Raw genomic sequence first — 18,825 nt, forward strand, 5'->3', positions numbered from 1 at the left:
CATGTCACCACCGAGAAGAAGGACCACCGTGCGTACTCGTCTCACCGCAGTCTTCGTCGCCGTCGCCGCCGTGTGCGGCCTCCTCGCCGGGGCATCCTCCGCGGCAGCCGACCCCGTTGCACTGGCCCCCGATCCCGACGCGTTCTACGCCGCGCCACCCACGATCGGCGACGCGGCCCCGGGCGACGTTCTGGATTCCCGACGCGCCGACAGTCCGCGATACCCGAACACCGACATCTGGCAGATCAAGTACCGGTCGACGAACTCCGCCGGCGACCCGATCGCCGCCGTGACGACGGTCCTCATGCCGCGCGGCCGAGGGGAAGGAACGCCCCTCGTCTCGTATCAGGCGATCGTCAACGCACTGGGGACGAAGTGTGCACCGTCGCACGGCCTATTCTCCGACGAACTGATCGAGGCACCCGCCGTCTACCTGGGCATGGTCGCCCGCGGATGGGCCGTTGCGGTACCCGACTACCTCGGGCCGAACGCGGCGTACGGCGCGGCGAGGATGGCCGGTCAGATCACCCTCGACGGAGTGCGCGCGGTGCAGCGATTCCAGCAGCTTCCGCTCGCCGATTCGCCAGTCGGCCTGCTCGGGTACTCGGGCGGCGGCTTGGCGACGTCGTTCGCCGCCGCGATCGCCCCTGGTTACGCACCGGAATTGAAGATCGCGGGCATCGCCGAGGGCGGAATCCCGTCGGATCTCGCACAGATCGCGCAGAACCTCGCCTACAGTCCGCAGCCACACCCCGGCTTCGGTATGGCGATGGCCGTCGCGCTCGGTCTCGAACGCGAATACCCCGAGCGGTTCCCGATCACCGAGAACCTGAACGACCGGGGAATGGCATTGCGCAACAAGATGTTCAACGAATGCAGACGATCCATCCTGATCGACGGCGCGTTCCACAGCGCGCGAGATCTGACGACGGCCGCGTCTCTCGCGGACACGCCGAGTGCACAGGAAGTACTGCGTGAGAACAGCGTGACGTTCCACGAGGGCGTCCCGACTGCGCCGTTGTTCGTCTGGCAGGGTGTGAACGATTTCATCGCGCCGTTCCAGCCCGTCCGCGACATGGTCGGTCGATACTGTGCGGCAGGTGCGACCGTTCAGTTCCGCGGATACCCTGCTGCCGAACATTTCTCGGCGACGGTCGTCGGTCTCCCCGAGGCCTACCTGTGGCTCGACGCACGCTTCCGGGGTGAGCCCGCACCCACCAACTGCTGAGGCGGATAGGGTGAGCGCCATGGCCCGCGCTCCCCTTCCCATCCGCAACGGCCTCGGACCTACCCGTATCAGGATGCCCGACGACGCCTCGGCCTCCACCGTTCTCGACTATCTCGTCGGCAGGTTCCCACAGGATGCCGATCGGTTGCGGGAGAAGGTGGCTGCTCGCGAGGTGGTGGATGCGGCAGGTGTACCGATCGGAGTCGACACGCCGCTCGTTCCCCGCGCCGACATCTACCTCTACCGGGACGAGCCGGACGAACCCGTCGTCCCGTTTCCGATCGACATTCTTCATCGGGACGAGAATCTCGTCGTCGTCGACAAACCTCATTTCCTCGCGACGACGCCACGGGGCGCGTACGTCACGCGGTCCGCGCTCGTCGTGCTCCGACGTCAGCTCGACCTGCCCGACCTCAGTCCGGCGCATCGGCTGGATCGACTGACGTCGGGTGTACTCGTATCCACCGCACGGCCGGAGGTTCGACGCGCCTATCAGGAACTGTTCGCGCACCGCGCCGTCGAGAAGGAGTATCACGCCGTCGCACGGTTCGATCCCGGTCTGACGTTCCCGCGGACTGTGCGAAGCCGAATGATCAAGGAGCGCGGCGTTCTTCGCGCCGAGGAGGTCCCGGGCGAGCCCAATGCGGAAACCCACGCAGACATCGTCCGGCACGACGGCGTGCACGCACTGTACTCGTTACGGCCGAGAACCGGTCGTACACACCAACTTCGACTTCACATGAGCTCGCTCGGCATCCCGATCCTCGGCGACAACTTCTACCCGGAGTTCTACGACGTGGCCGACGACGACTACTCCGCGCCTCTGCAACTGCTCGCACGGTCCATCGAGTTCGTCGACCCGTTCACCCGTGAACGTCGGGCGTTCACAAGTACCCGCTCGTTGCAGCTCCCTACTCGGGCATAGACAACACGTCGCCGTGCGAGAAGTTGTTCTCGGCTATTTCCGCGGTCCTGACGGCGATTCGGTGCGACAACACCGCCATCGTGAACAATCCGATCGCAACGTTGCCGAGGGCCGCGAACCCTTCCTGGGCGAAATCGACGAGCGCATTGAGCATCGTGAAGATCAGCGCGGCGATCCGCAACATTCGCAGCGGCCACAACTTCTTGTTTCGCAACGCCACGGCCGACGGCAACGACAGAGCAAACGTCGTGCAGGACGACAGGAACAGAATTCCGCTCGAGATTCCCATCCTGTCGATGTCGAGCGTCGTGTCCTCGGAGTCGAAGTGGAAGTCCCCGACCACCAACTGCACGATGCCGAAGACGACGCCTGCGAACGACGCCAGCGTCAACCCCCACGCGACGACGGGCACCCAGCGCGGGCTCTTGAAGAAGGCGGGAATCAGGCGCGGCGCGAAGCGTCGCATCGTGTAGAGCCGGGCACTTCCCGGACTGCAGTTCCCGAGCAACAGCCGCAGACCGCTGACGGTCTCGGCGTCGGCTCCTTCCGCTTCGGCACGCGCAACCATGCGCAGAGCCCACTCGCGACGATGTTCCGGCAAGCCGTGCGCCACCCCCTCCGCCGCGATGAGAGCCGCGTTGGCGAGCGTCTCCTCGCGCGACGGCCTGCGCGCGTCCCGCACGATGCGGTTGCCGACGAGGACGACGACCACGAGCACGTACATGATCTCGGCCGACGGGCCGTAGAAGTAGTCGTTGTTCTTCGTGACGAACTTGCCGACCTCGTCGAGGAACAGTCCGAACCCGATTCCACCCAGCACCACGGCGAACGCGCGCACCCCGAACCCGATGAAGAGCCAGCCGATCAGCAGAGCCAACATCATCGCGGCGCCGCCCCACAGCGCGTGCGCGATGTGCAGGGTGCCACCACCGACCTGCGGGTAGCCGGTCAGTTCCAGGTACAGGCGCGTCACCAGAATCGTCGCGATCGCGATGATCATGAACGCCTCGGTGGTCGCACTCCCGTACGCGTTGCGCAGTATCGGTGACCGGCCGACCCGCGCGGTCGACGACGCAACCCCGGTTGCCATCGAACCAGTATGAGCGGCCCGGTCCACCGGACGACGCGTTTCGACCGACTCGTCGACTGTGGCGAAAGCTACGATCACACCCATGAAGTTCCGAACACTCGCCCTCACGTCCGGCCTGTCGCTCGCGCTCGTCGTGGCGGGTTGCAGTTCCGAGGATCAGTCCGACGCGAATCAGACCCTCGACAACGCGGCAGGCTCGGCCAGCAGCGTGGCCGCCAGCCTCGGCGAGCAGGCGGGAAATCTGTTCGACGACGCGAAGGTCGAGGCGTTCGTCGTGGCCTTCCGCACACAGTTCGGCGCTCTTGCCGACAGCCGTGACGACAACGCGATCAAGGCCCTGCTGAACAGCACGTGCGCCGAGATCGCGAGCGGAACCGACGAGTCGACCGTCGTCTCCGAACTCGAAGTCGAGGCGGCGTCCGGTGACGTCCGCCCCTCGACCGAGCAGGCGCAGCGCATCTACGATCAGGCGAAGCTGGCCTGCAGCTGAGCGAACGGCTTGACAAATTTCTTTGCTGAAACTGCAATAGTCGTATGAGCACGCCGGAACGAGAGATCGACGACGTCATCGCAGGCGTCGGCCCGCGCTTACGTCGGCTCCGCAGCGAACGCGGTACGACGCTCGCCGCTCTCGCGGAGACAACGGGAATTTCGCTGAGCACGTTGTCCAGACTCGAATCCGGCGACCGCAAGCCCAGCCTCGAACTGCTGTTGCCGATCGCTCGTGCGCATCAGATTCCGCTCGACGAGTTGATCAGCGAACCACCTGTCGAAGACCCGCGGGTCACAGGCACCCCGGTTCGCCGCGAGAACGTGACGATCCAACCGCTGACGCGTCGGCCCGGCGGCATGCAGGCCTACAAGATCGTCGTGGACCCGGACCGACACGAACCGTCCCCGCGCGTCCACGAGGGGTACGAATGGTTGTACGTTCTCAACGGTTCGCTCCGTCTCGTGCTCGGTGAACACGACATCGTCATGAAGCCCGGCGAGGCCGCCGAGTTCGACACCCGCGTTCCGCATTGGTTCGGCGCAGCAGACGGAAGACCCGTCGAAATCCTCAGTCTGTTCGGACCGCAGGGGGAACGGATGCACGTTCGCGCGAAACCATCCGAGTCTTAGCGCATCGGCTACTTTCTCGTCGGTGGCGTGTGGCAGAGTGAGCGCTCTCACGAACAGTGAAATAGCTCTCAGCTCGATCCCCACGCATCACGATCACTACGCATCTCGAGGAATGTTCATGACAGACAGAAGTCCCGACACAACGACGTCTCGGGGACCCGCTTCACGCACCGATGTCGATATCGCGACGGGTGTGCTCGTCGGTTTGCAGGGAGGTAGCGTCTCTGCCGCGGTCGACGATTTGTTCTCCACCGCCCGTGACAATCGGGTGAGCCTGTTCGAGCTGGCGCGCGCGGTGATCACGTTGGCAGAGGGTGGGGACCGCGGCGACACCGAGACCCGCCGAGTGGCCCTCGCACGCTGGGGCGCCCATCTTGCCCCGCGCTCAGCGTCGGAAGACAGTGTCTCCGCGTAGTTCCGGAAAACGTGCCGTCATGTTGTCGATCTGACGGTACATCTCGTACAGCTCCTTCCGGAGCACACTCGCCTGCGCCTCGAGTTCCCGCGCGCGTGCCTCGGCCTTGTCGGCACGCGCGCGGAACGCCCGCGCCTGAGCGACCTCTATCGAGGTCGTGCACTTCTCGATGTGCTCGGCCAATCCGGCAGCGAATACACGCGCTTGTGCGAGATTGACGTCGTAATTGTCGTCGCGTCGATGGGGGTCGATGAGATTGTCCTTCGGTGGCACACGGATTCGTGTCTATCGGGATTTCGGTTCAATCGTGGATGACTCCGCGGAACACGATACGCGGCAACACAATGCGTGCCCGCACGACCTACGAGAACACGAGAGCCAGCACGACCGACGCCGATGTCGCCGCGATAGCGACGATGACGAGCGTCGCCAGGATTCGCTGCCTGAGAGGCCGCCCCGACGCCCCACCGGCGGACATAGGGAATGCGTCGTCGACGAAGTCGTCGGCGTCGACGCCGTACTCGTCGAAATAGATCGTGTCGCGCGGCGGCACCCAGACCTGCCCGTTGCTCGCGACGGCGGCCGACAGACGATCGAGACGCATCTTTGCCTGAGCCGGGTAGTAGTCGGACGGCGCGTTGATCGGCAGAACCTGCGCCAGCGAGATCGGCGAACGATGCCGAGCCTCCAACGCAGCGAATGCAGCCGACGCGGTGGGGTCGTCGTCTTCCTTGGACGTCAGGAACCACGCGGCTCCTGCGCCGACGCGATCTCCCATGAGGAGGTGAGTGTAGGCGAGAAGCTCCAGAACGGGTTGCGACGCCGGGGCAGTTCTCAGCGCCGAATAGAGCCGATCGCGGGCCGACGTGTAGTCGCCTCGGGCGAGGTCGGCCTGTGCTTGATCGATGACATCCACCGAATCAGCGTAGCGATGTTCGGGGGCAAGAGAAGGCCGGGTTCCGAATCGGAATCGACAGCCGTGATGTGCGCGTGCGCGCGAAGATTGTGGTGGCCAGGGCCGGGATCGAACCGGCGACCTTCCGCTTTTCAGGCGGACGCTCGTACCAACTGAGCTACCTGGCCGGGCGGCACCGGTAAGAATGCCCACTCGTAACTCTGCACTACTGGTGACGCTGACTTGCATCGCAACTCAGTGCTTTCGCACTGATTTTGCGACCCTGACGGGACTCGAACCCGCGACCTCCGCCGTGACAGGGCGGCGCGCTAACCAACTGCGCCACAGGGCCTTGCTCGAATTTCTGTCGAAATTCACTGCCGCAAACCTTAGCAGAAGTTTTTTCTGCTTCGAACCGCGGCGGCCTGCAAGAGACTGCTGTACTGCTGGCCGGTTTGTCAATTCCGACCGTGTCCTACCGTACCCCCTACGGGATTCGAACCCGCGCTACCGCCTTGAAAGGGCGGCGTCCTAGGCCGCTAGACGAAGGGGGCCCGCCGGATTGCTCCGGCGCTACCCTCAACGGCGTTCCGTTGGGAGCTGGGATAGCTTAGGACACTTTTCGCGGAAAACTCAAACCGGCAGGTCAGAGGCGTTTTCAGCGCTCGAGACGGTGTTTTCGGACCAGCCGCGGGTGCGCCAGGCGTCCAACCACTGAGGGGTTGCCATCGCGAACAGGATCACCTCGAGCGATTCCTCGAACATCGCGCGTAGGTCCCGGCTGTCGGACACGAGATCGGCCATGTAGCGCTGACCGGCCAACGATGCGGACAACACGCGTACGAACTTCTCCGGCGTGAACTCGTCCGAGAGGTCACCCAACTCCTGGGCGCGACGGGCCTGCTCGAGGCCGGCGAGACCCCACACCTTCCCGCCTCCGGACTGCACCTCGCTGTAGAACTCGGGCTCGACGATGAGCCGGAATTCGGCGCGAACGATCACGTCCGACTGGAAGCTGCGGGCCAGGTCGTCGATGATTCCGTGAAGCACGTCGAACGGGTGCAGCGTCGACCCTCTCCAGCGTTCGGTGATCGCGACATACTTGTCGAGAGCGGCGCTCAGTACAGCCCTTGCCAGGTCCTCTTTCGACTGGAAGTGGAAGTACATCGCACCCTTGGTGGCGTTGGAGCCCTCCAGGATGGTGTTGACCGACGCTGCCGCATACCCACGACGCGCGAACTCCGATGCCGCAGCCTCGACGATCGCCGCCCGGGTTCTCCGTGCGCGCTCTTGTTGTGCCATTGGTTTTCCGTGCCTTCCAAACCCACGCGACCCGCTCTATCAGCGGCTTACCGCAATTTCGAGACTACTTCACTGCAGCGCGAAAAGACCGTCCTCCACCTTGGAACTCCTCGAGAAACCGAAAAACGGACAAATCCGCGGACCATTACAAACAATCCGAGTGGTATGGTCTCTTCGGCTCGAGTGCGCTGCAGGGGGTGCGCACTCGAGTCGCCGACTTTTTCAGCACACCCCGTTACGACACCTCTCGGGAGTGTGTCATCCTCCCGAGCCGCCGGGCTTCTTCCGGCGGTCCACGACACCACCCACCTTACCCGGTTTTCATACATAACCGTCGGATCGTTTCGTCTGCCCGATCGCGCCGACGACGGCCTCGGCACACGCGATCGCACATCGACGAGAATCGACTTTCGGGTCCCACGCGATCGAATTAGCCGATGCCGAAAACAGGCATCCGGCCCGATAGTGCCTCACGCCGAATCGACGGGATCGAAAACCCGAACATTTCACGGTCGTACGGTATCGAGAAATCGATAGTTGAACTACGAATCACATTATCCGAGAACGTGTTTCGCAGTTACTTTTCGACATTTACGTGTTTGCGTAACCTGTTGCGACACAACCACTTTGGAATCTTTTAACCCGATTTTCCAGTTAATACACTGCGTCCGAATACATTCGAAAGCAACCGGTTCTGTAACGGTTCGAAATCGACGCAGGCAGTTCCAACACGCCGGGCATCGGTCGGTAATTAATGTGGCGTAGAGCACATCGGGTCGACGACGACTACGAATTCAGGTGACGGCATGATCATGGGAAGACTCGCAACTCGCTCAGCAGTAACCATTCTCGCGTGCGTACTCGTCGCAGCGACGCCGTGGGCGGTCGACGCAGACCCGATAGCGGACTTCGTGTCTCCGGCGCAGGACCCGAGCCTGGCTGCAGCCACCCCGCTGGGCGAGCCGTGGTTCGACCCGCCGCCCGGATACGAAAGCTCCGCTCCAGGAACGGTTCTCGACACTCGCGACGTCACCGTCGGACCGCTGGTCACACCGACGCGATCGACTCAGATCCTGTTCCGCACCAGCGACTCCCACGACCGGCCGGTCGCTGCGGCCACCACCGTCGTCGTTCCCACTGCTCCCTGGACCGGATCCGGTACGCGTCCGGTGGTCGCGTACAACATGGCCATCGATTCACTCGGAAACACGTGCGCCCCGTCGTGGACCATGCCGCGCGGAATTGCGCCGGAAATTGCTGCGGTGCAACTGTTTCTGGCCAAGAACTATGCAGTCGTCGTCACCGATCATCAGGGACCGCGGCAGGCGTACGCCGCGGGCCGCATGGCAGGACACGCCGTCCTGGACGCGTTGCGCGCCATGGTGAATCTGCCCGGACTGGGACTGCCACACGAATCTCCGATCGCGATCACCGGCTACTCGGGCGGCGCCATCGCGTCGGGTTGGGCCGCGCAGCTCGCTCCCGATTACGCGCCCGACGTCAACCTGGTCGGCACTGCGTTCGGCGGTGCTCCTGTCGACTACCGGATACTCCTCGGCTCCATGAACGGAAACAACGGCGCATCGACGCTGTTCCTCTCGGCCACGATGGGCGTGGCACGGGAGTACCCGGAGATGTTCCAACTCATGAACGCCAACGGCCTCAGGTTGGCGCAGATCGCCAAGGACATGTGCATCTATCTGTTGGCACCCCCCGGTCTGGTGGCACCCATTCCGGTGCAAGCGCTCTCGGACGTCCCGAACGTGGACCGCACACCCATCGCGGAGCGGATCATCGCGGACAACCGGATGGGCGGAGACCTCGCTCCGTCGGCGCCCGTCTTCATCTACCAGGGACAGCAGGAATTCTGGATCCCTCGACAAGGAGCCGAGACGCTCTACGACGAATGGTGCGCGAACGGCGCGAACGTCAGACTCGAGGAGTACGTCGGCGAACACCTCGTCGTCGCGATCTCCGGGTTGCCCGGCTCTCACGCCTGGATCGACGACCGCCTCGCGGGCAAGCCTGCGCCGGAAGGGTGCAGCAGCTTCGGACGATGACAGGCCGAGGGGGTGCCTCGTGAGTCCTGGAGTGTGCACCACTACACTTTCGATCCGCGCCCCTATAGCTCAGTTGGTAGAGCTACGGACTTTTAATCCGCAGGTCGTAGGTTCGAGTCCTACTGGGGGCACCGAATGCGCACGGCTCGAACTTCACCGCGACTCTTCGCCCGAAGTTCGAGCCTTTTTCGTCGTCGGCCTGCGATCGACCCGTGACCGCGAGGCGAACAGCGGATGACGATTGCACCTCGATACCGCGACGAATGCGTTGCAGGCCGCGAAAGGGCAGTCACCCGTCGGGCAGACTGTCTGCGGCGACGCACAGCACATCGACAGCAAACATGCAGCCCTTTCCCGTTATGCAGTCGTACACTCGGTAACGGTTCGAGAACGGGGAACGAACCTGCAATGGGGGAAATCTCCGAAGTACCAGCCGGTAATCGTGATGCGCGACGCAGTTCGACGCGTGCACACAGCGAAGTTACGGTGCCGTAGGCTGGGTCCGGTTATCCGCAATGTCTGGAGGCAATGTAATGGCGAGGGATCTGACACAGCTGGAACTGCTTCAAGAGCTGGTTCCTGTTGCGGAAGACAACGTGAACCGCCACTTGTCCATGGCCAGGGAGTGGCATCCGCACGACTACGTGCCGTGGGACGAGGGTCGTAACTTCGCGGCACTCGGCGGCGTCGATTACGACCCGGAGCAGAGCAAGCTCTCCGAGGTCGCCAAGGCTGCGATGATCACCAACCTGCTCACCGAAGACAACCTGCCGTCCTACCACCGCGAGATCGCCGAGAACTTCTCCCAGGACGGCGCCTGGGGCACCTGGGTCGGACGGTGGACCGCCGAGGAGAACCGGCACGGCATCGTCATGCGCGACTACCTCGTCGTCACCCGCGGCGTCGACCCCGTCGCGCTCGAGCAAGCCCGCATGATCCACATGACCAACGGTTTCGCATCCCCCGCCGGATCGCAGACCGGACTGCTGCACTCCGTCTCGTACGTGACGTTCCAGGAACTCGCGACGCGCGTCTCGCATCGCAACACCGGCAAGGTGTGCGACGACCCGATCGCCGACCGCATGCTCCAGCGCATCGCCGCCGACGAGAACCTGCACATGATGTTCTACCGCAACATCAGCGCCGCAGCCCTCGACATCGCACCCGACCAGACACTCGACGCGGTGTGCGACATCGTCATGAACTTCCAGATGCCCGGCGCCGGAATGCCGAACTTCCGCCGCAACGGTGTCCTGATGGCAAAGCACGGCATCTACGACCTGCGTCAGCACCTCGAAGAAGTCGTCTGGCCCGTCCTGCGCAAGTGGAAGATCTTCGAGCGCGAAGATTTCACCGGCCGCGGCGAGACCCGCCGGGAAGAACTCGCCGCGTTCCTCGACGACCTGGACAAGCAGGCCACCAAGTTCGAGGAAATGCGCGACCGCTCGCTCGCCCGCGACGCCGCGAAGGCCGCAAAGCAGGCGTCCTGACCTGCGAAGAACCCGCTCCACCTCGATCGTGCCCGGTACCGTGGTCGGTGCCGGGCACCGCTCGTTTGCTCCACACACCCAAGAAATAACGAGGCTTTTTCGATGACATTGCAGATCGGTTCACTCGAACTGCACAGCCCTGTTGTGCTGGCCCCGATGGCAGGGGTCACCAACGTGGCGTTCCGCACGCTGTGCCGTGAGCAGGAGATCGCACGCGCAGGCAGCACCTCCGGGCTCTACGTCTGCGAGATGGTCACCGCCCGCGCGCTCGTCGAGCGTCAGCCCGCGACGATGCACATGACCACCTTCGGGCCCACCGAGACACCCAGGTCGCTGCAGCTCTACACCGTGGATCCGGACACCACCTACGCGGCCGCGAAGATGATCGTCGACGAGAACATGGCCGATCACATCGACATGAACTTCGGTTGCCCCGTGCCGAAGGTCACCAAGAAGGGCGGAGGCGCCGCGCTGCCGTACAAGCGCGCCCTGTTCCGACGCATCGTCGCTGCCGCGGTCAAGGCCACCGAGGGCACGTCGGTACCCGTCACCGTGAAGTTTCGTGTCGGCATCGACGCCGAACACCACACGCATCTCGACGCGGGCCGCATCGCGGCCGAGGAAGGTGCGGCGGCCGTCGCGCTGCATGCTCGCACCGCGTCACAGCGTTACTCCGGCACCGCGGACTGGAACGAGATCGCCCGACTGAAGGAACACGTGACCGACGTCCCGGTCCTCGGCAACGGTGACATCTTCTCCGCGTCCGACGCGGTACGCATGATGAACGAGACCGGTTGCGACGGCGTCGTCGTCGGGCGCGGATGTCTCGGTCGCCCATGGCTGTTCGCGGAGCTGAGTGCACGCTTCGCCGGCCGTCCGGAGCCGACGCCTCCCACCCTCGGCGAGGTCACCACGATCATCCGCCGCCATGCCGAGCTGTTGGCCGATCACCACGGCGAGGACAAGGGCCTGCGCGAGCTCCGCAAGCACGTCGCGTGGTACCTGCGGGGCTTCCCCGCGGGTGCCGACGTACGAGTGCAGATGTCGCTGGTCAAGTCTCTCGCCGAGCTCGACGACCTGTTGGCCCTCCTCGACCCGACCGTGCCGTTTCCGAAGGACGCGGAAGGACCGCGTGGACGCCAGGGATCGCCCGGCGCAGTGTCACTTCCGGAGGGCTGGCTCGACGATCCCGAGGACGACCGTGTTCCCGTCGGCGCCGACCTGATGCATTCCGGAGGCTGACCTGCGTCGACGGTTCGGCGTCATGATCGAAGTGGACCGAGCCCGTCTCCTCGGTATCATGGCTGGGATCGCCTGACTCGGCGAGCACGATATTTCGCCAGGAAGGCCAGGAGAACACGTGGGTGACGATCGGGACCCGAACGCGCCCGTGCCCGAGGGCAGGGCTCCGTGGGAGCGCCCGATCTCTCGTGTTCGGCCGCAGTCTTCGGGCGCGCCCGAGGCCACTCCGCCGCGTCAGGATACGTTCCCGCCGAAGCCACCGATCGCGCCGACGGCACCCGCTACACCCCGCGCCGAACAGCCCACGAGCGACGACTCGTCGCAGGGCGGCGGCCGACTGAGCCGTCTCGTCAAACGAACCCCTCGATCGGCCGAGGGAGTATCCGTCGCCGAGTTGACCGCCAAGGTGGCCGACGGTGACTCCCCCCGGGAACCGACGGCAAAAGCCGACCGTCCCGACGTCGAGGCCCCGACGGAGAAGATCGATCCCGTCACCGACGCGACGCCCCGCCCGAGGACAGCCCAGCCGGAAGCCGTCGGAGCTCCCGCCGACGAACGGCCCGCACTCACGCGCCTCGCGATGAGCAAGGTGCGTCGCCGCAAGCGCGCGAGGAACGTCGCGCGCGGATTCGTCTCGATCCTCGCGATTCTGTCCGTGGCCCTGACGGGCGTCGTCTGGGGATATCTGCGCAGCACCGACCGCGGCTTCGCCCAGGTCGCGGCCCTCGATCCCGATTCCACCGACGTCGTCGACGCCGCAGGTCAGTACGGCGACGAGACGTATCTGATCGTCGGCACCGACACCCGTGCCGGCGCGAGCGGCGAGATCGGCGCCGGAACCGTCGACGACGCCGAAGGCGCACGGTCCGACACGGTCATGCTCGTCAACATTCCTGCCGACCGCAGCCGCGTCGTCGCCGTGTCGTTCCCGCGTGACCTCGACGTCACCCGCCCTGCGTGCGAGGGCTTCGACAACGACTCGAACACGTACACCGGCGAGATGTATCCCGCAGCCGACGGCGACAAACTCAACGCCACCTATGCACTCGGTGGTCCCAAGTGCCTCGTCAAGACCATCCAGAAGATCTCGGGTCTGAAGATCGGTCACTTCGTGGGCATGGACTTCGCCGGCTTCGAATCGATGGTCGACGAGATCGGTGGCGTCGAGGTCTGCACCCCGCAGCCCCTCGTCGACGGCGAACTCGGAACCGTCCTCGCGAATCCCGGCGAACAACGCGTCGACGGGCGTACCGCCCTGAACTACGTCCGCGCACGCCACGTCGATTCGGAAGGCAACGGCGACTACGGACGCATCAAGCGGCAGCAACGTTTCCTGTCGTCGCTGCTTCGTTCGGCGCTCTCCAACAAGGTATTGCTCGATCCGGGCAAGCTGAACGGCTTCGTGAACGCCTTCACCAGTGACACGTTCGTCGAGAACGTCAAGACTCAAGATCTCGTCACGCTGGGCCGGTCGCTGCAGAACGTCGATGCGGGCGCCGTCACGTTCCTCACGCTCCCCACATCGGGCACGAACGACTGGGGCAACGAGATCCCCATGGACGACGCCATCTCCGCGATCTTCAGCGCCATCATCAACGACGACCCGCTGCCCGGTGAAGAGCGTCAGACTCCGACCGAGACGTCGGCCGCTCCCCCGGAGCAGGCGGCACCCGTCCTCGCGGTGGATCCGATGACGGTGTCGATCCAGGTCTCCAACGCGTCGGAGATGCCGGGCATGGCGGCAACGGCGTCCGAGGAGCTCTCGACCTACGGCTTCCAGATCGTGGGCGTGGGCAACTTCGTCGGGACCGCTGCGCAGACCGTCGTCCGCTACTCACCCGGCCAGGAATCCGAGGCAGCGACCGTGGCGTCGGCCATTCCGGGTGCCGTCGTCGAGGAGGGCCAGGGTCTCGACAGCCTCGTGGAAGTGGTGCTCGGAGCCGACTACCCCGGCTACACCACCGCCCCCACGACGTTCGGCCAGCCGATCGACGTCACGCGGGTTCAGGGCAGCACCGGATCTGCACCGCTGCCGACGGATCTTGCGTTCACCAACGCTGCAGACGACACCTGCGCATAGCCACCTATCCATTCACACCCCGTTCACTCCGGCGTCCATGACTCGGTGCATGTGAGCTACTAAACTCCGTGGTTATGCGCGTCGCCTACAACGAACAGATGAACGAGTTGGCCGATCTCCTCGGTGAGATGGCCACTCTGGCCGGATCCGCCATGGACACGGCCACCCAGTCCCTCCTCCAAGCCGACCTGGTTCTCGCCGAGCAGGTCATTTCCGACCACGACAAGATCACCGACCTCAGCGCCCAGTGCGAGGAGAAGGCTTTCTCCCTGCTCGCCCTGCAGGCTCCGGTCGCCGGCGATCTGCGTTCGGTCGTCTCCGGCATTCAGATCGTCGCCGACATCGATCGCATGGGCGCACTGGCTCTGCACGTCGCGAAGATCACCCGCCGTCGTCACCCCAACCACACGCTGCCCGAAGAGGTCAACGGTTACTTCGCCGAGATGGGCCGCATCGCCGTCCAGCTCGGTGCGTCGGCGCGCGAGGTGCTCGAGACTCGTGACCCCGAGCGGGCCGCCAAGCTGCGCGAAGAAGACGAGGCGATGGACGACCTGCACCGCCACCTGTTCACCGTCCTCATGGACCGTGAATGGAAGCACGGTGTGGCTGCTGCCGTCGACATCACGCTGCTCGGCCGCTACTACGAGCGTTTCGCCGATCACGCCGTCGAGGTCGGACGCCGGGTCATCTTCCTTGCCACCGGGGAACTGCCCACCGAGCTGAGCGCCACCCACCTGCCCAGCGCCTGACCTTCCATGGACCGAATGTCCCATTCGGTCACCGAAGGGGCTCGACAGCCCTCGGTGACCGAATGGGGCCATCCGGTCACTTGAAGTGACCGAATGCGACATTCGCTCCGGTCGCCGCCGCCGCCCGCGCACGAGAAACCCCCGAACCCAATGGGCTCGGGGGTTTTCTCGTGTTCGAGTGCGGTCGCTCGGCGGAAGTGGAGCCTGCAGGAACGACCGGGCGGTTCTATCCGAAGCGGCCCGAGATGTAGTCCTCGGTTGCCTTCTGCGACGGGTTGGAGAAGATCTTCTCGGTGTCGTCGAGCTCGATGAGCTTGCCCGGCTTGCCGGTGGCCTCGAGGTTGAAGAACCCGGTCTGATCGCTGACGCGAGCGGCCTGCTGCATGTTGTGCGTCACGATGACGATCGTGAAGTCCTTCTTCAGCTCGCTGATCAGGTCCTCGATCGCGAGGGTCGAGATCGGGTCGAGTGCCGAGCAGGGCTCGTCCATGAGCAGAACGTCGGGCTGCACGGCGATGGCGCGTGCGATGCAGAGACGCTGCTGCTGACCACCGGACAATCCACCGCCCGGCTTGTCGAGACGATCCTTGACCTCGTTCCAGAGGTTGGCGCCCTTGAGGGACCGCTCGGCGACCTCGTCGAGCTCCTTCTTGCTCTTGCCGCCCTGCAGCTTGAGGCCTGCGACGACGTTGTCGCGGATGGACATCGTCGGGAACGGGTTCGGACGCTGGAAGACCATGCCGATGGTCCGTCGCACACCGACGGGGTCGACGCCCGCACCGTAGATGTCCTCACCGTCGAGCAGAACCGAACCTTCGACGCGTGCACCCGGGGTGACCTCGTGCATGCGGTTGAGCGAGCGGAGCACGGTCGACTTGCCGCAGCCGGACGGTCCGATGAACGCGGTGACGCCGCGAGGCGGAACTGCGAGCGTGACGTTCTGGACGGCGTGGAACTTGCCGTAGTAGATGTTGACGTCTTTGAGGTCGAGACGTTTTGCCATGGTCGGCTCCTGAAGTTTCTGTGAGGCTCGCGGTCAGACGTTCTTGGGCGAGAAGAACTTGGAGACCAGCTTCGCGCCGATGTTGAGCAGTGCAATGATCAGGATCAGCGTCAGCGCTGCTCCCCACATGCGCTCGGAAGTGAGCGCGCCGGTTCCTGCCTTCTGCAGGTCGACCATCATGAGCGGCAGCGACGTCTGCGGTCCCGAGAACAAGTTGAAGTTGATCGCCGTCGCGGACCCGACGAGGATCAGGACCGGCGCCGTCTCACCCATGACGCGGGCGAGGGCGAGCATGATGCCGGTGACGATGCCGGACAGGGCCGTCGGAACGACGATCTTGGCAATCGTCTTCCACTTCGGCACACCGAGCGCGTAGGACGCCTCACGCAGATCCTGCGGAACGATGCGCAGCATCTCTTCCGCGGATCGAACGATGACGGGAATCATCAGCAGCACGAGAGCGAAGGCCACCGCCAGGCCAGAGCGTTCGAAGCCGAACGTGGCGATCCAGAGCGCGTAGATGAACAGCGCGGCGACGATGGACGGGACACCGGTCAGAATGTCGACCATGAACGTCGTGGCGCGGGCCAGGCGGGTTCCTGCGCCGTACTCGACCAGGTAGATCGCGACGAAGATGCCGATCGGGATCGAGATCAGCGCGCAGAACAGTCCTTGCGTGAGCGTGCCGACGATGGCGTGATACGCACCGCCACCCTCGATGAACTGGGTGATACCGGCCTGCGACCTCTGCCACCAGTTCGGGTTCACGACGGCCGACAGACCGCGGGAAACCACCGTGTACAGCACCCACACCAGGGGCACGAGGGCGATCAGAACGGCCAGGCTGACCAAGACGGTCGCCGAAACGTTCGAGAACTTTCGACGCGCACTGACACCCTTGAAGGTCGGTTCCTTGACCGGGCGATCCATGGTTGCGGTCATGGCCTAGTCCTTCTTTCCTGCGATCGCGGCGCGGGCGCCTGCGTTGACCACGAAGGTGAGCACGAACAGCACCAGGCCGGCAGCGATGTAGGCACCTGCCTGCAGCTGGTTGTTGAACTCGCCTGCCGCGAGCGCGATCTTGGTCGCGAACGTGCTGCCACCGTCGAAGAGGGTCCACCCGAACGTGGACTGCGTGCTGCGAATGATGATGTACAGCGCGATGGTCTCACCGAGTGCGCGACCGAGACCCAGCATCGAGCCGCTGACGAAGCCGGACTTACCGAACGGAATGACGGTCGTGCGCACGACCTCCCAGCGCGTGGCGCCGAGGGCGAGCGCCGCTTCGATCTGGCCACGGGGGGTCTGCACGAACACCTCGCGGGTGACCGCGGCGATGATCGGAAGAATCATGACGGCGAGCACGATGCCGCCCGTGAAGATGGTGCCGCCGCCTGCGATCGAGACCGAGCCGGTCGCGAAGAGAGGGAACCAGCTCAGGTTCTCGTTGAGCCATTCGGCGAACGGGCTGATGGCAGGCGCCAGAACGTAGAGGCCCCAGAGACCGAACACGATCGACGGCACCGCCGCGAGGAGGTCGATGACGTAGCCCAGCGGGCCCGCGACCTTCTTCGGTGCGTAGTGAGTCAGGTAGATCGCGATGCCCAGTGCGACGGGCATGGCGAGGATCAGCGCGAAGATCGACACCGTCGCTGTCACCAGGAACAGGTCGCGAATACCGAAGACCATCGCCGACGTGTCGGAGGTGTTCCATTGACCGTTGTAGGTGAGGAAGTTGACGGTGTTGTTCGACAACGCCGGTATGGCACGCCACAGCAGGAACACGCCGATAGCGGCGATGAGCGCGATGATGAAGACACCCGAGCCCGTGGCGAGGGTGGAGAAGATTCTGTCACCCGGGCGAACGACGGCGCCCTTGGCTTTCTTGTCCGACAATTGCTTGGGTTCTTCCGTATTCCGCGGCGCACCGCCTGCAGAAATGCTCGCCGCAGACGGACCGCCGGTGATCGATTGGGTGTCGCTCATACCGCTCACGTCTCTCGTGTAGTGGCCGGACGACGGGGTCCTACCCGACGCCACGGCACGTGATGTGCCGTGGCGTCGAAGCAGGCTCTCGTCTCATTGAATCAGGCGATGGCGTTGATCGCAGTGACCAGACGCTCCTTGAAGGACTCGGGCAGCGGAACGTATCCGGCGGCTTCGAGGCCTTCCTGTCCTTCGTTGGCCGCGCTGAGCAGGAAGGACTTGACGGCTGCCGAGGTGTCGGCGTCGTAGCCCGCCGAGCAGACGATCTCGTAGGTGGCCAGAACCAGCGGGTAGCTGTCGGCAGCATCACTCGCGTACAGAGCGTCGATGTCGATGGCGAGGTCGTTGCCCTCACCGGAGAAGGTGGCGGTGTCGATGGCCGCGCCTGCGGTCTCACTGCTCAGCTCGACCGGTCCGTTGCCGAAGTCGACCGACGCCATTCCCAGGCTCTCCTGCTCGGCGAAGCCCTTCTCGACGTAGGTGATCGAGCCGGGGGTTGCCGCGACGGCCTGTGCGACGCCCGACGAACCGTTCGCGCCCTCACCGACGCCACCGGCCCAGTCGGAGCTGTGGTCGAGGGTCCATGCCTCGGGAGCAGCAGCGGACAGGAATCGCTGGAAGTTGTCGCTGGTGCCCGACGAGTCGGAGCGGTAGATCGGCGTGATCGGGGTGGACGGCAGGGTCGCGCCCTCGTTCGCCGCGGCGATGGCCGGGTCGTTCCACGTGGTGATCTGGCCGTTGAAGATGCGAGCCGCGATCTCCGGGGTGACGACCAGGTTGTCGACGCCGTCGAGGTTGTAGGCGACGGCGATGGGGCCGAAGACCAGCGGGAGGTTCCACGCCGGGTTGCCTTCGCAACGCTCGGCAGCCTGAGCGGCCTGCTCGTCCTTGATGGTCGAGTCGGAGCCGGCGAAGTCGACGAGGCCAGCGACGAACTGGGTGCGGCCGTTACCGGAGCCGCTGGTCGTGTACTCGACGGCCTGTCCGGAGCAGACGCCGGAGTAGATCGACGTGAAGTTGGACATTGCGTTCTGCTGAGCGGACGAGCCTTCGCCCGTCAGCGGGGACTTGCCCTCGCACGTTGCTGCCGAATCCGTGCCTGCGGCCGATTCGACGTTCGCGTCGCTGCCGCATGCAGTCAGCAGCATGGCGCCGACTGCGACTGCGCCTACGAGAGACGCGCTGCGCTTGAGCTTCACCTGTTTCCTCCGAGGATCTCGAGCCGTTCCACGCCAGAG

The 18,825-nt window shown here is 64.6% G+C and carries 18 protein-coding genes and 4 tRNA genes; 11 read left to right on the forward strand and 11 right to left on the reverse strand.

Annotation, left to right across the window (positions count from 1 at the left end):
- The first annotated feature begins 28 nt into the window (after nucleotides 1–28).
- Entirely contained in the window at nucleotides 29–1,228 is a 1,200-nt protein-coding gene (locus HQ354_RS14110; protein ID WP_068424821.1) for a lipase family protein, read from the forward strand.
- Nucleotides 1,229–1,247: 19 nt separating this feature from the next.
- On the forward strand, nucleotides 1,248–2,153 hold the full coding sequence (locus HQ354_RS14115) for a pseudouridine synthase (RefSeq protein ID WP_222634967.1): 906 nt from the start codon (nucleotides 1,248–1,250) through the stop codon (nucleotides 2,151–2,153).
- Here the strand turns inward: HQ354_RS14115 and HQ354_RS14120 are convergent.
- Nucleotides 2,140–3,243: a hypothetical protein gene (locus HQ354_RS14120; RefSeq protein ID WP_167676911.1), complete on the reverse strand. Its 1,104-nt coding sequence runs from the start codon at nucleotides 3,241–3,243 to the stop codon at nucleotides 2,140–2,142. The genes HQ354_RS14115 and HQ354_RS14120 overlap by 14 nt on opposite strands.
- Nucleotides 3,244–3,325: 82 nt before the next feature.
- Between HQ354_RS14120 and HQ354_RS14125 the strand changes: the two genes are divergently transcribed.
- The 3 genes from HQ354_RS14125 to HQ354_RS14135 all read left to right on the forward strand — a co-directional run bounded on the left by HQ354_RS14125 (nucleotide 3,326) and on the right by HQ354_RS14135 (nucleotide 4,780).
- On the forward strand, nucleotides 3,326–3,733 hold the full coding sequence (locus tag HQ354_RS14125; protein ID WP_167676913.1) for a hypothetical protein: 408 nt from the start codon (nucleotides 3,326–3,328) through the stop codon (nucleotides 3,731–3,733).
- Nucleotides 3,734–3,777: 44 nt separating this feature from the next.
- Nucleotides 3,778–4,365 (forward strand): helix-turn-helix domain-containing protein, encoded by a 588-nt coding sequence (locus tag HQ354_RS14130; RefSeq protein WP_114330297.1) that lies wholly within the window; start codon nucleotides 3,778–3,780, stop codon nucleotides 4,363–4,365.
- A gap of 118 nt (nucleotides 4,366–4,483) precedes the next feature.
- A complete protein-coding gene (locus HQ354_RS14135; RefSeq protein ID WP_068426093.1) occupies nucleotides 4,484–4,780 on the forward strand; it encodes an ANTAR domain-containing protein in 297 nt (98 codons plus the stop codon).
- Here HQ354_RS14135 and HQ354_RS14140 read toward each other — a convergent pair.
- From HQ354_RS14140 to HQ354_RS14165, 6 genes are all read right to left on the reverse strand, one after another.
- Entirely contained in the window at nucleotides 4,751–5,053 is a 303-nt protein-coding gene (locus tag HQ354_RS14140; protein WP_222634968.1) for a hypothetical protein, read from the reverse strand. The two genes, HQ354_RS14135 and HQ354_RS14140, sit on opposite strands and share 30 nt — an antisense overlap.
- 88 nt (nucleotides 5,054–5,141) lie before the next feature.
- Entirely contained in the window at nucleotides 5,142–5,696 is a 555-nt protein-coding gene (locus HQ354_RS14145; protein WP_068424832.1) for a DUF6584 family protein, read from the reverse strand.
- Between the two features lie 90 nt (nucleotides 5,697–5,786).
- Nucleotides 5,787–5,863: transfer RNA gene (locus tag HQ354_RS14150), tRNA-Phe, on the reverse strand.
- Between the two features lie 90 nt (nucleotides 5,864–5,953).
- Nucleotides 5,954–6,027, reverse strand: a tRNA-Asp gene (locus HQ354_RS14155).
- Between the two features lie 129 nt (nucleotides 6,028–6,156).
- Nucleotides 6,157–6,229 (reverse strand) — tRNA-Glu (locus HQ354_RS14160).
- Nucleotides 6,230–6,308: 79 nt separating this feature from the next.
- Complete coding sequence (locus HQ354_RS14165; RefSeq protein ID WP_068424835.1) at nucleotides 6,309–6,977, reverse strand: TetR/AcrR family transcriptional regulator; 669 nt, start codon at nucleotides 6,975–6,977, stop codon at nucleotides 6,309–6,311.
- A gap of 806 nt (nucleotides 6,978–7,783) precedes the next feature.
- On the opposite strand from HQ354_RS14165, the gene HQ354_RS14170 reads away from it, so the two are divergent.
- From HQ354_RS14170 to phoU, 6 genes are all read left to right on the forward strand, one after another.
- A complete protein-coding gene (locus HQ354_RS14170) occupies nucleotides 7,784–9,037 on the forward strand; it encodes a lipase family protein (RefSeq protein WP_206030934.1) in 1,254 nt (417 codons plus the stop codon).
- Nucleotides 9,038–9,095: 58 nt separating this feature from the next.
- Nucleotides 9,096–9,168 (forward strand) — tRNA-Lys (locus tag HQ354_RS14175).
- Between the two features lie 402 nt (nucleotides 9,169–9,570).
- The gene (locus HQ354_RS14180; protein ID WP_222634969.1) at nucleotides 9,571–10,527 is read left to right on the forward strand and encodes an acyl-ACP desaturase; all 957 of its coding nucleotides are present in this window, start codon (nucleotides 9,571–9,573) and stop codon (nucleotides 10,525–10,527) included.
- A 102-nt stretch (nucleotides 10,528–10,629) separates the two neighbouring features.
- The gene (dusB, locus tag HQ354_RS14185) at nucleotides 10,630–11,769 is read left to right on the forward strand and encodes a tRNA dihydrouridine synthase DusB (protein WP_222634970.1); all 1,140 of its coding nucleotides are present in this window, start codon (nucleotides 10,630–10,632) and stop codon (nucleotides 11,767–11,769) included.
- A 118-nt stretch (nucleotides 11,770–11,887) separates the two neighbouring features.
- Nucleotides 11,888–13,849, forward strand: a complete 1,962-nt coding sequence (locus tag HQ354_RS14190; RefSeq protein WP_222634971.1) for an LCP family protein — start codon at nucleotides 11,888–11,890, stop codon at nucleotides 13,847–13,849.
- Nucleotides 13,850–13,923: 74 nt separating this feature from the next.
- Nucleotides 13,924–14,598, forward strand: coding sequence for a phosphate signaling complex protein PhoU (gene phoU / locus HQ354_RS14195; RefSeq protein WP_068424852.1), 675 nt, complete (start codon nucleotides 13,924–13,926; stop codon nucleotides 14,596–14,598).
- Between the two features lie 226 nt (nucleotides 14,599–14,824).
- Here phoU and pstB read toward each other — a convergent pair whose 3' ends face one another.
- From pstB to pstS, 4 genes are all read right to left on the reverse strand, one after another.
- Nucleotides 14,825–15,601, reverse strand: a complete 777-nt coding sequence (gene pstB / locus HQ354_RS14200; protein WP_068424855.1) for a phosphate ABC transporter ATP-binding protein PstB — start codon at nucleotides 15,599–15,601, stop codon at nucleotides 14,825–14,827.
- Between the two features lie 33 nt (nucleotides 15,602–15,634).
- Entirely contained in the window at nucleotides 15,635–16,543 is a 909-nt protein-coding gene (gene pstA, locus HQ354_RS14205) for a phosphate ABC transporter permease PstA (RefSeq protein WP_222634972.1), read from the reverse strand.
- 3 nt (nucleotides 16,544–16,546) lie between these two features.
- On the reverse strand, nucleotides 16,547–17,587 hold the full coding sequence (gene pstC, locus HQ354_RS14210) for a phosphate ABC transporter permease subunit PstC (RefSeq protein WP_222634973.1): 1,041 nt from the start codon (nucleotides 17,585–17,587) through the stop codon (nucleotides 16,547–16,549).
- Nucleotides 17,588–17,688: 101 nt separating this feature from the next.
- Nucleotides 17,689–18,786 carry a phosphate ABC transporter substrate-binding protein PstS gene (gene pstS, locus HQ354_RS14215; protein ID WP_068424865.1) on the reverse strand — a complete coding sequence of 366 codons (1,098 nt, stop codon included), beginning with the start codon at nucleotides 18,784–18,786 and terminating at the stop codon, nucleotides 17,689–17,691.
- Between the last annotated feature and the right edge of the window lie 39 nt (nucleotides 18,787–18,825).

It is taken from the genome of Rhodococcus sp. BP-261 (assembly GCF_019835205.1).
Taxonomy (GTDB): Bacteria; Actinomycetota; Actinomycetes; order Mycobacteriales; family Mycobacteriaceae; genus Rhodococcoides; species Rhodococcoides kyotonensis_B.

Coding starts and splice junctions, on each gene's coding strand:
- HQ354_RS14115 (WP_222634967.1), top strand. CDS start 1,248: ATGGCCCGCGCTCCCCTTCCCATCCGCAACGGCCTCGGACCTACCCGT.
- HQ354_RS14120 (WP_167676911.1), bottom strand. CDS start 3,243: ATGGCAACCGGGGTTGCGTCGTCGACCGCGCGGGTCGGCCGGTCACCG.
- HQ354_RS14125 (WP_167676913.1), top strand. CDS start 3,326: ATGAAGTTCCGAACACTCGCCCTCACGTCCGGCCTGTCGCTCGCGCTC.
- HQ354_RS14130 (WP_114330297.1), top strand. CDS start 3,778: ATGAGCACGCCGGAACGAGAGATCGACGACGTCATCGCAGGCGTCGGC.
- HQ354_RS14135 (WP_068426093.1), top strand. CDS start 4,484: ATGACAGACAGAAGTCCCGACACAACGACGTCTCGGGGACCCGCTTCA.
- HQ354_RS14165 (WP_068424835.1), bottom strand. CDS start 6,977: ATGGCACAACAAGAGCGCGCACGGAGAACCCGGGCGGCGATCGTCGAG.
- HQ354_RS14170 (WP_206030934.1), top strand. CDS start 7,784: ATGATCATGGGAAGACTCGCAACTCGCTCAGCAGTAACCATTCTCGCG.
- HQ354_RS14180 (WP_222634969.1), top strand. CDS start 9,571: ATGGCGAGGGATCTGACACAGCTGGAACTGCTTCAAGAGCTGGTTCCT.
- dusB (WP_222634970.1), top strand. CDS start 10,630: ATGACATTGCAGATCGGTTCACTCGAACTGCACAGCCCTGTTGTGCTG.
- phoU (WP_068424852.1), top strand. CDS start 13,924: ATGCGCGTCGCCTACAACGAACAGATGAACGAGTTGGCCGATCTCCTC.
- pstB (WP_068424855.1), bottom strand. CDS start 15,601: ATGGCAAAACGTCTCGACCTCAAAGACGTCAACATCTACTACGGCAAG.
- pstA (WP_222634972.1), bottom strand. CDS start 16,543: ATGACCGCAACCATGGATCGCCCGGTCAAGGAACCGACCTTCAAGGGT.
- pstC (WP_222634973.1), bottom strand. CDS start 17,587: ATGAGCGACACCCAATCGATCACCGGCGGTCCGTCTGCGGCGAGCATT.